Source organism: Pseudomonas sp. GZD-209 (genome assembly GCF_049310485.1).
Lineage (GTDB): Bacteria > Pseudomonadota > Gammaproteobacteria > Pseudomonadales > Pseudomonadaceae > Aquipseudomonas > Aquipseudomonas sichuanensis.
The window spans coordinates 1-9,331 of sequence record NZ_JBMOWQ010000192.1 but is presented as its reverse complement, the minus strand read 5'-3'; the positions used below and the strand labels follow the sequence as shown (position 1 = coordinate 9,331).

Annotated in this window: 10 protein-coding genes; 5 read left to right on the top strand and 5 right to left on the bottom strand. The window is 65.5% G+C overall.

The window, feature by feature from the left end; translation table 11 throughout:
* Positions 1-108 precede the first annotated feature (108 nt).
* Both ACO6VM_RS20550 and ACO6VM_RS20545 read right to left on the bottom strand, forming a co-directional pair.
* Positions 109-741: a TetR family transcriptional regulator gene (locus ACO6VM_RS20550; protein ID WP_110992981.1), complete on the bottom strand. Its 633-nt coding sequence runs from the start codon at positions 739-741 to the stop codon at positions 109-111.
* Positions 742-863: 122 nt separating this feature from the next.
* Positions 864-1,409: a phage infection protein gene (locus ACO6VM_RS20545; protein WP_422403738.1), complete on the bottom strand. Its 546-nt coding sequence runs from the start codon at positions 1,407-1,409 to the stop codon at positions 864-866.
* A gap of 339 nt (positions 1,410-1,748) precedes the next feature.
* Here ACO6VM_RS20545 and ACO6VM_RS20540 point away from each other — a divergent pair, with 339 nt between their 5' ends.
* Positions 1,749-3,815: an AsmA family protein gene (locus ACO6VM_RS20540; RefSeq protein WP_390965945.1), complete on the top strand. Its 2,067-nt coding sequence runs from the start codon at positions 1,749-1,751 to the stop codon at positions 3,813-3,815.
* Between the two features lie 93 nt (positions 3,816-3,908).
* On the opposite strand, the gene ACO6VM_RS20535 is transcribed toward ACO6VM_RS20540, so the two are convergent.
* Together ACO6VM_RS20535 and osmE are read right to left on the bottom strand one after the other, a co-directional pair.
* Positions 3,909-4,436 carry a ferritin-like domain-containing protein gene (locus ACO6VM_RS20535; RefSeq protein ID WP_390965947.1) on the bottom strand — a complete coding sequence of 176 codons (528 nt, stop codon included), beginning with the start codon at positions 4,434-4,436 and terminating at the stop codon, positions 3,909-3,911.
* A 26-nt stretch (positions 4,437-4,462) separates the two neighbouring features.
* The gene (gene osmE, locus ACO6VM_RS20530) at positions 4,463-4,804 is read right to left on the bottom strand and encodes an osmotically-inducible lipoprotein OsmE (RefSeq protein ID WP_390965948.1); all 342 of its coding nucleotides are present in this window, start codon (positions 4,802-4,804) and stop codon (positions 4,463-4,465) included.
* A gap of 124 nt (positions 4,805-4,928) precedes the next feature.
* Between osmE and ACO6VM_RS20525 the strand changes: the two genes are divergently transcribed.
* Positions 4,929-5,819, top strand: a complete 891-nt coding sequence (locus ACO6VM_RS20525; RefSeq protein ID WP_422403737.1) for an alpha/beta fold hydrolase — start codon at positions 4,929-4,931, stop codon at positions 5,817-5,819.
* 139 nt (positions 5,820-5,958) lie between these two features.
* Here the strand turns inward: ACO6VM_RS20525 and ACO6VM_RS20520 are convergent, their stop codons facing one another.
* Entirely contained in the window at positions 5,959-6,837 is an 879-nt protein-coding gene (locus tag ACO6VM_RS20520; RefSeq protein ID WP_422403736.1) for a DMT family transporter, read from the bottom strand.
* Positions 6,838-7,039: 202 nt separating this feature from the next.
* On the opposite strand from ACO6VM_RS20520, the gene ACO6VM_RS20515 reads away from it, so the two are divergent.
* The 3 genes from ACO6VM_RS20515 to ACO6VM_RS20505 all read left to right on the top strand — a co-directional run bounded on the left by ACO6VM_RS20515 (position 7,040) and on the right by ACO6VM_RS20505 (position 9,254).
* Positions 7,040-7,828, top strand: coding sequence for an AraC family transcriptional regulator (locus tag ACO6VM_RS20515; RefSeq protein WP_125860627.1), 789 nt, complete (start codon positions 7,040-7,042; stop codon positions 7,826-7,828).
* Positions 7,829-7,891: 63 nt separating this feature from the next.
* Positions 7,892-8,176 carry a PsiF family protein gene (locus tag ACO6VM_RS20510; RefSeq protein WP_110992973.1) on the top strand — a complete coding sequence of 95 codons (285 nt, stop codon included), beginning with the start codon at positions 7,892-7,894 and terminating at the stop codon, positions 8,174-8,176.
* Positions 8,177-8,246: 70 nt separating this feature from the next.
* Positions 8,247-9,254 (top strand): AI-2E family transporter, encoded by a 1,008-nt coding sequence (locus ACO6VM_RS20505; protein WP_125465731.1) that lies wholly within the window; start codon positions 8,247-8,249, stop codon positions 9,252-9,254.
* The last annotated feature ends 77 nt before the right edge of the window (positions 9,255-9,331 follow it).

Genomic DNA, 9,331 nt, shown 5'->3' with positions numbered 1-9,331 from the left:
GGGGGGGGGGGGGGGGGGGGGGGGGGGTGGGGGGGGGGGGTGGGTGGGGGGGGGGGGGGGGGGGGGTTTCCCCCCCCCCGCGATGAGGGTCGTAAAGGCGAAATCAGTTCAGCCTGGGTTCCCCAACCCCTGCCAATGCCGCGCACCCACGAAGATGAAGCGCAACTGCTGGGTGATCTTCTCTTGCGCCGTCATCGCCTGAGGGTTGCCCGGCTCCGGGCTGTCGATCAGCTCCGGCAGGGTGGCGAACACGGTCTTGACCACCAGGTCGGCCATCACCGCCAGGGCGGCGCCGTCCAGGTGCTGCCAGCGCGGCATGCGCGCAAGGTCGGTGGCCAGGTCGCTGCTGATGTCCTGGCGCAGGCGGGCGATGGCCTGGCGTACGGCTTGCGAACCGCCATATTGCTCGCGGGCCAGGAACAGGAACTGGGCACGGTGGGCGTTGACCACATCGAGGAAGATGCGCACCGAGGCGTCGGTGATGCCACCCAACTCGAACTCGTTGTGCCGCACCAGGCGGATGGTCTGGCGGAAGGTGGTGTCGATTTCGGCGACCAGGGCCAGGCCCAGGGTGTCCATGTCGGGGAAGTGGCGATAGAAGCCAGTGGGCACGATGCCGGCAGCCTTGGCCACTTCGCGCAGGCTGATGCTGCCAAAGCCACGGCCGCTCTCCATGAGCTGGCAGGCGGCGTCCAGCAGGGCCTGGCGGGTCTGTAGCTTCTGTTCGGCACGCGGCAGCATGGGGCGGGATTCTGTGGCTGTGAGGCCGGCCATTCTGGATAAAAAAACAAAGCCCGGTCAATGGACCGGGCTAGGGGGGGAGCAGATACAGCGGGGCGGTTTGTTGTTTTCGGCCATGGCGATCAGCTCACACGGCTGAGTTCAACGAGGCGATCCGAGCCACCTTCGGCAACGCGGTTGTTGCGTTCGAGCAGACGGTCCGAGCCACCTTCGGCAACGCGGTTGTTGCGTTCGAGCAGACGGTCCGAGCCACCTTCGGCGACGCGGTTATTACGTTCGAGCAGGCGATCCGAGCCACCTTCGGCGACGCGGTTGTTACGTTCGATCAGACGATCCGAGCCACCTTCGGCGACGCGGTTGTTGCGTTCGATCAGACGATCCGAGCCACCTTCGGCGACGCGGTTATTACGTTCGATCAGGCGATCCGAGCCACCTTCGGCAACGCGGTTGTTGCGTTCGATCAGGCGATCCGAGCCACCTTCAGCGACGCGACCGGCACGTTCCTGCAGGCGTTCGGCGCCACCTTCAGCCAGGGTGTTCAGCGGCTGGGCAACAGTGGCTGCGCTGGAGCGCGATTCGGCGCTCAGGTGCTGGTCTTCAGCAGGCAGGGCGAAAGCGTTGGCGGCAAGTACGGACAGGGTCAGGCTCAGCAGCAGATGGCGTTTCATGATTCGGTGCTCCTCTCGGGGGCTGAAAAGTGGCTACGGAGGCAATGCTACGCCGCGTAACGCCAGAGAGAAGTTCATCAGGGTAATGGTAACAATCGACGCTATTGATACTCAGGTGCGGCGGCTCTGGGTCAATGGTTTCGGCGATGATGCCGATATTGTGCGCTGCCGATTTCGCAGTAACACCAAGGCCCGCGGCAGACCAATAGCGCAGAAAAGTGCCAGGAAAACTTCGCTATCATGGCAACCCGGACTAAACCCTGCGGGTTTTCGTCAGTCCGACATTTTAAGTGCCATCGTTATGCCCGCCTCGTGCCCGGCAGTCAGGAGAACCCCGCAATGACGCGCCCCGCCAGAATCCTTGTCTGGACCTTCGCCACCCTGGCCACGCTGCTGGCGATCCTGGTGGTGGTGATCGCCACCTTCGACTGGAACCGCGTCAAGCCACTGCTCAACGAGAAAGTGTCCGAGGCGCTGCATCGGCCCTTCGCGATCAACGGCAACCTCGCCGTGCACTGGCGCACCGCGCCGGAAGAAGGCGGCTGGCGCGCCTTCGTGCCCTGGCCGCATTTCACTGCCGAAGACCTCTCGCTGGGCAACCCGGACTGGCTCAAGGAGCCGCGCATGGTCGGCCTCGAGCGGGTCGAATTCCGCCTGGCGCCGCTGCCGTTGATCGTCCAGCGCATCAGCATCCCGCGCATCGACCTGGTCAAGCCCAGCGCCAGCCTCACCCGGCTGGCCGACGGCCGCGCCAACTGGACCTTCGACTTCGGGCCCAAGGACGACAACGAACCACCGTCGAAATGGGTGTTGGACATCGGCGCCATCGGCTTCGACCAGGGCAATGTCAGCTTCGACGACCAGACCCTCAAGACCAGCCTGAAGGTGCAGATCGACCCGCTGGGCAAACCGATCCCGTTCAGCGACATCGTCGGCAAGGCCCGCGCCGAGAAAGCCGGCAACGCCCAGGCCTACGCCTTCGGCCTCAAGGCCCAGGGCCGCTACAAAGGTCAGGCAGTGACGGCCACCGGCAAGATCGGCGGCCTGCTGGCGCTGCAGGATGCCAGCCAGCCGTTCCCGCTGCAGGCCGACGCCCGCATCGGCGACACCCAGGTGGCGCTGGCCGGTACCCTGACCGACCCGCGCAACCTGGGCGCCCTCGACCTGCGCCTGAAGCTGTCCGGCAGCAGCCTGGGCAACCTCTACCCGCTCACCGGCGTGACCTTGCCGGACACCCCGGCTTATGAAACCGACGGCCACCTCAACGCCAATTTGCATGCAGCAGGCGGTGCGCAGTTCCGCTACGAGGGCTTCAACGGCAAGATCGGCGCCAGCGATATCCATGGCGACCTGGCGTTCGTCGCCAGCCAGCCGCGGCCGAAACTGTCCGGCAACCTGGTGTCGAACCAGCTGCTGTTCAAGGACCTTGCACCGCTGATCGGCGCAGACTCCAACAGCCAGCAGAAGGCCCGTGGCGGCGCCAGCAAGCAGCCGGCGGGCAAGGTGTTGCCGGTGGAAGAATTCCGCACCGAGCGCTGGCGGGCCATGGATGCCGACGTCTCGTTCGCCGGCAAGCGCATCGTCCACAGCGAGCAGCTGCCGTTCAACGACCTGGCCGCCCATGTGATCCTCGACGATGGCCTGTTGCGCCTGGAGCCGCTGCGCTTCGGCGTGGCCGGCGGCAACCTCGACTCCAACATCAGCCTGGACGGGCGCAGCACGCCGCTGCAAGGGCGTGCCAAGCTCACCGCCCGAGGCTTCAAGCTCAAGCAGTTGTTCCCCAGCTTCGCGCCGATGCAGACCAGCTTTGGTGAGCTCAATGGCGATGCCGACCTGCGCGGCCGCGGCAACTCGGTGGCGGCGTTGCTCGGTACCTCCAACGGTGACCTGCGCCTGCTGATCAACGATGGCGCGATCAGCCGCAGCCTGATGGAGATCGCCGGGCTCAACGTCGGCAACTATGTGATCGGCAAGCTGTTCGGCGACGAGGACGTGAAGATCAATTGCGCGGCGGCCGATGTGGGTATCAAGGATGGCCTGGCCACTACCCGCCTGTTCGTCTTCGATACCGAGAACGCGATCATCTACATCAACGGCACGGCCAACTTCGCCAGCGAGCAGCTGGACTTGAAGATCACCCCGGAATCCAAGGGCGTGCGGCTGTTCTCGCTGCGCTCGCCGTTGTATGTGCGTGGGCCGTTCGCCAAGCCCAATGCCGGGGTGCAGGCGGTGCCGCTGGCGCTGCGTGGCGCGGGAATGCTGGCACTGGGGGTGGTCGTGGGGCCGGCGGCGGGGCTGCTGGCGCTGATCGCGCCGAGCAGTGGCGATGCGCCGAACCAGTGCACGCCGCTGTTGCAGCAGATGAAAGCCGGCAAGGCGCCGGCTGCGGTGAACAAAGGTCGTTGAAGTGCGTGGGAGCGGCGGTTCGGCGCCCCGACTTGCCCCGCGATGGCTTTGGAACCATCGCGGGGCAAGCCCGCTCCCACGTAAGTCTAGTGTTTACAGACCCTGCAACAGATCCGCCATATCGTCCGCGTGCTCTTCTTCCTGGGCCAGGATGTCCTCGAAGATCCGCCGTGTGGTCGGGTCGCTGTCGCCGATGAACTGGATGATCTCGCGATAGCTGTCGATGGCGATGCGCTCGGCCACCAGGTCTTCCAGCACCATCTCCTTGAGGTTCTTGCCTTCCACGTACTGGGCATGCGAATGCTTGCTCAGGTTGTCCGGGTTGAAGTCCGGCTCGCCGCCCAGTTGCACGATGCGCTCGGCCAGCTTGTCGGCGTGCTCGGCTTCCTGGGTGGCATGTTCGAGGAATTCCGCTGCAGCGACACTGGCCTTGATGCCGCTGGCCATGAAGTAGTGGCGCTTGTAACGCAGCACGCACACCAGCTCGGTGGCCAGCGACTCGTTGAGCAGGCGCAGGATCTTCTCGCGGTCGGCCTGGTAACCCTCGGTCACCGCGCCGTTTTCAGCGTGCTTGCGCGCACGTTCGCGCAGGGTCTTCACATCGGTCAGTTCAACGCTCATGTTCATCTCCGTAAGCATCAGGGTGGTCATGCGCCGTGGGCGGCGTCGCTGTCTTGCTGGCGTTGCTTGCACGTCTTGAAACCCTTGGCGTCAACATGCCCGGTGGCGTCAAAACGCACGTAGTAGGCCTGCTGGTGGCCGTCGCGGTTGAGGATGTAGTCGTTGCAGGTGCCGCCATGGGGCAGGTCGATGGCATTCGACGGGTTGCCGCCGATGGCGATGACCTTCTGCATGGTCATGCCGTTTTCCACCTGCTTGACCAGCGGCTGGTCGCGGTAGGTCACGTAGTCCACCGGGTTTTCCGGGCGGCTGCTGCAGGCGGCGAGGGTGGCGCTTGCCAGAAGAATGGCCAGGGTCTGCTTGTACATGGTCCCGCTCCTTGCTCGAGGGTCTGTTCAGCTTGGAACCGCGCGGCGCGCCAGGAGTTCGATTGCGCAGGGCGCAAACGGCGCTGTAGTGTGGGCCGGTCGTCCATGCAAAGGGGCTGGGGCAATGACGCAAGCGTTGGCTACACGCTATCCACTGGTGCTGGTGCCGGGCATGCTCGGGTTTGTGCGGTTGCTGCTCTATCCCTACTGGTTCGGCATCGTCCCGGCCCTGCGCCGGGGCGGCGCGCAGGTGTTCCCGGTGCAGGTCTCGCCCTTGCATGGCAGCGAGGTGCGTGGCGAACAGCTGCTGGCCATCATCGAAGACATCTGCCAGCGCACGGGGGCGGAAAAGGTCAACCTGATCGGCCATAGCCAGGGCGCGCTGAGTGCCCGCTATGCGGCGGCGAAACGCCCTGACCGGGTAGCCTCGGTGACCTCGGTGGCCGGGCCCAACCATGGCTCGGAGCTGGCCGACCACCTGGAACGCACGGCGCCGGGCGACTCAGCCCAGGGGCGTGTCCTCAGGGCCGTGCTGCATGGCCTGGCGGTGTTGCTGGTGTGGCTGGAGACCGGCTGGCGCCGCGACCCGCTGCCGATCGATGTGCATGCCTCGCATCAGTCGTTGACCTGCGCCGGGGTGGCGCTGTTCAACCAGGCTTATCCACAGGGGCTGCCCGAGGTCTGGGGCGGGGAAGGGCCGGGTGAGGTGAACGGGGTGCGCTACTACTCCTGGTCCGGCACCCTGCAGCCTGGGCTCACCGACCAGGGCCGCAATCGCTTTGATGGCAGCAACCGCTTCTGCCGCCTGTTCGCCCGCAGCTTCGTCAGGGAGAAAGGCCAGTGCGATGGCATGGTCGGGCGCTTCAGTTCGCACTTGGGTCAGGTGATCGGTGACGACTATCCGCTCGACCACCTGGACATCGTCAACCAGTCGCTCGGCGCGGTGGGCAAGGGCGCCGAGCCGGTGCGGCTGTTTACCGAGCATGCCGCCCGGCTCAAGGCGGCGGGGTTGTGATCCAGCGGCCAGCGCGTACCCTGTGGGAGCGGCTTTAGCCGCGAAACAGACGACGCGGTGCATGGCACCGGCTGCGCCGGTGTTCGCGGGTAAACCCGCTCCCACAGGTCCTCACTCAATCACCAAGTTATGCGCAGTTCTATGAGGTCCGACGCACCGGCGTAGTCCAGCGCTCAGCCAGCAGCACCCCAACCAGGGTCAGCAACCCGCCAACCAGGTGATAACTGGCCAACTGCTCATCCAGCACCACTGCGGCAATCACCGCCGTCACCACCGGCAACAGGTTGAAAAACAGCGTGGTCCGGCTCGGCCCCAGCCGGTGCACCGCCTGCATCCACACCCGTGGCGCGACCATCGAGGCCAGCACGCAGGCATACACCACCAGGCCAATGTTATGGCCGTTCAGCCCGGTCTTGGGCGACAGCAGGAACAGCGGCAGCAGCACCAGGATCGCCACCAGGATTTGCAGGTACAGCAGTTGCATCGGCGGCAGGCGCAATTGCCATTTCTTCAGCAGGAAGCTGTACAGCGCATAGGCGAAGGTGGCCACCAGCATCATCAGGTCGCCGCTGTTCAGGCCCTGGTGCAGCAGCGCCGAAGGTTGGCCGGCCGAGACCACCTCGAGCACGCCGAACAACGACACCAGCGCGCCGAGCAAGGCGCCGTAGCTCAGGCGCTGGCCCAGCCAGGCGATGGACAGGGCCAGCGACATCAGCGGCATCAGCGACAGGATGATGCCCATGTTGGTGGCGCTGGTGATGCCGGCGGCGAAGTAGGCCAGGCTCTGGTAGATGGCCATGCCCAGCACGCCCAGCACCAAGACCTTGCCCAGGTGCGGGCGGATCGCCGCGCGGTTGCGCCATACCTGGGGCAGCAGGAAGGGGGTGAACAGCAGGCCGGCCAGCAGCCAGCGGTAGAAGCCGATCTCGGCCGGGAAGATGGCCCCGGCGGACAGCTTGGTGACCACGGTGTTGCCGGCCCAGATGAGGATGGCGGTGAGGGGGAAGAGGTAGTTCATGAGGCATCTCGGATAACGGTGAACACCTGTGGGAGCGGGCTTGCTCCGCGATGGCGGCAGCCTGGATGACGATACCGCGGCGGCTGACGCAATCGCGGGGCAAGCCCGCTCCCACAGGGAGAGTGTGATGCCTGGTATTATCGCCTGTCTGTTAGAAGCCCTATACTCCCATCCAGACAACCCGCCCCGCGAAGCAGCCAACATGCCCCGCCAGTACCTCGACATCCCGCAATTCGACCAGCTCCCCGCCCCGGTCTACTTTCGCTACGACGAATTCGGCGCCGGCAGCCAAAGCGCGCCCCATCGCCACCCCTGGGGCCAGCTCAACTACGCCTCCCACGGCGTCATGCACCTGGATGTCGAAGGCCAGCGCTTCATCTCGCCACCCCACTACGCCGTGTGGGTGCCGCCGGGCACCGAGCACGGCTGCTACAACCCCCAGGCCATCGTCTACCGCTCGGTGTACCTGGACCGCAGCCTGTGCGCCGAGCTGCCAGCCCAGCCCTGCAGCCTGGTGGTCAGCGACATCCTCAAGGCGATCCTCGGCGACTTCGCCCGGCGCGACCTCAAGGTGGCCCAGGACGCCTGCGACCAGCGCCTGGTCCAGGTGCTGCTCGACCAGCTGCACCAGGCGCCGAGGCAAACCTGCTACCTGCCGTTCGCCCGCAGCGACAGCCTGGGCCAGGTGCTCGCCGGGCTGCAGGCCGAGCCCGGCGACAACCGCCCACTGGCCGAGTGGGCCGCGCAGGTGCACGTCAGCGAGCGCACCCTGGCCCGGCACTTCCTGCGCGAGCTGGGCATGAGCTTTGGTGAGTGGCGCCTGCGCCTGCGCTTTCTGCGGGCCATCGAGGCGCTGGAGGCCGGCCTGCCGATCCAGGCCATCGCCTTCGACCTCGGCTACAGCAGCGGCTCGGCGTTCATCGCCATGTTCCAGCGCCAGGCCGGCTGCACGCCGGAGCAGTACCGGCGGCAGGCCCGGGCAGAGATGTAAGATTTCTTGTCTACACTCAGCTCGACAAGCGCGCATCGGGCGCGCCGACAAGGAGACCACTCCATGAAGCTGCTGCATGTGCCACTGCTGGTGCTGGGCATGTTGATCGCTGGGCAAGGATTCGCCGCCACCGCGCAACAGGAAAAGATGAAGACCTGCAACGCCGACGCCACCACCAAGGCGCTCAAGGGCGATGAGCGCAAGGCGTTCATGAGCACCTGCCTGAAGAAGGATGTGCCGCAGACCCAACAGGACAAGATGAAAACCTGCAATGCCGACGCCACCACCAAGGCGCTCAAGGGCGACGAGCGCAAGGCCTACATGAGCGACTGCCTGAAGAAGAAATGACCTGTGCCTATGCCTGTGCATTGAAGGCTGGCAGACTGCGGGACTTTCCGCTGTCTGCCGTCGAGGCTGTATGACCTTCACCCCCCGCCAGATCTCCCTTGCCAGCCTGGTCATCGTCATCGCCGGCCTGTTGCTGGCATTGCCCCTGAAGTTGCTCCCCAGCCTGCTGGCCGGGCTGTTGGTGTTCGAACTGGTCAACATGCTCACTCCGCGCCTGCAGCCGCTGATCGCCGGGCAGCGCGCCCGCTGGCTGGCGGTGGCCCTGCTGGGCACGCTGGTGGTGAGCACCCTGACCCTGCTGTTCGCCGGCGCCTTCAGTTTCCTTCTGCACGAAGCCGAGAACCCCGGCGCCTCGCTGGACAAGTTCATGGCCCTGGTCGAGCGTGCTCGTGGCCAGTTGCCGCCGTTCATCGAAGCCTACCTGCCGGCCAGCGCGGCCGAGTTCAAGGTGGCTATCGGCGACTGGATCAAGAGCCACCTGAGCGACCTGCAGCTGGTGGGCAAGGGCATGGCGCACATGTTCGTGACGCTGCTGATCGGCATGATCCTCGGCGCCATCGTTGCCTTGCAGCGCATCCCCGACATTTCCCGGCGCAAGCCCCTGGCCGCGGCCTTGTTCGAGCGCCTGAGCCTGCTGGTGCAGGCGTTTCGCAACATCGTCTTCGCGCAGATCAAGATTTCGCTGCTCAACACCGCGTTCACCGGCATCTTCCTGGCCGTGGTGCTGCCGCTGTTCGGCGTGCACCTGCCGCTGACCAAGACGCTGATCGTGCTGACCTTCCTGCTCGGCCTGCTGCCGGTGATCGGCAACCTGATGTCCAACACCCTGATCACCATCGTCGGGATGTCGCTGTCGATCTGGGTGGCGGCGGCGGCGCTGGGCTATCTGATCGTGATCCACAAGGTCGAGTACTTCCTCAACGCGCGGATCGTCGGCGGGCAGATCAGTGCCAAGGCCTGGGAGCTGTTGCTGGCGATGCTGGTGTTCGAGGCCGCGTTCGGCCTGCCGGGGGTGGTGGCGGGGCCGATCTACTACGCGTATCTGAAGAGTGAGCTCAAGCGGATGGAGCTGGTCTGATTCAGTAGCCATCGCGGGGCAAGCCCGCTCCCCCAAATCGAAACAATGGGGGGGGGTTTTCCCCCCGAGTGGCCTGG

Coding starts and splice junctions, on each gene's coding strand:
- ACO6VM_RS20520 (WP_422403736.1), bottom strand. CDS start 6,837: ATGAACTACCTCTTCCCCCTCACCGCCATCCTCATCTGGGCCGGCAAC.
- ACO6VM_RS20545 (WP_422403738.1), bottom strand. CDS start 1,409: ATGAAACGCCATCTGCTGCTGAGCCTGACCCTGTCCGTACTTGCCGCC.
- ACO6VM_RS20510 (WP_110992973.1), top strand. CDS start 7,892: ATGAAGCTGCTGCATGTGCCACTGCTGGTGCTGGGCATGTTGATCGCT.
- ACO6VM_RS20535 (WP_390965947.1), bottom strand. CDS start 4,436: ATGAGCGTTGAACTGACCGATGTGAAGACCCTGCGCGAACGTGCGCGC.
- ACO6VM_RS20540 (WP_390965945.1), top strand. CDS start 1,749: ATGACGCGCCCCGCCAGAATCCTTGTCTGGACCTTCGCCACCCTGGCC.
- osmE (WP_390965948.1), bottom strand. CDS start 4,804: ATGTACAAGCAGACCCTGGCCATTCTTCTGGCAAGCGCCACCCTCGCC.
- ACO6VM_RS20505 (WP_125465731.1), top strand. CDS start 8,247: ATGACCTTCACCCCCCGCCAGATCTCCCTTGCCAGCCTGGTCATCGTC.
- ACO6VM_RS20525 (WP_422403737.1), top strand. CDS start 4,929: ATGACGCAAGCGTTGGCTACACGCTATCCACTGGTGCTGGTGCCGGGC.
- ACO6VM_RS20550 (WP_110992981.1), bottom strand. CDS start 741: ATGCTGCCGCGTGCCGAACAGAAGCTACAGACCCGCCAGGCCCTGCTG.
- ACO6VM_RS20515 (WP_125860627.1), top strand. CDS start 7,040: ATGCCCCGCCAGTACCTCGACATCCCGCAATTCGACCAGCTCCCCGCC.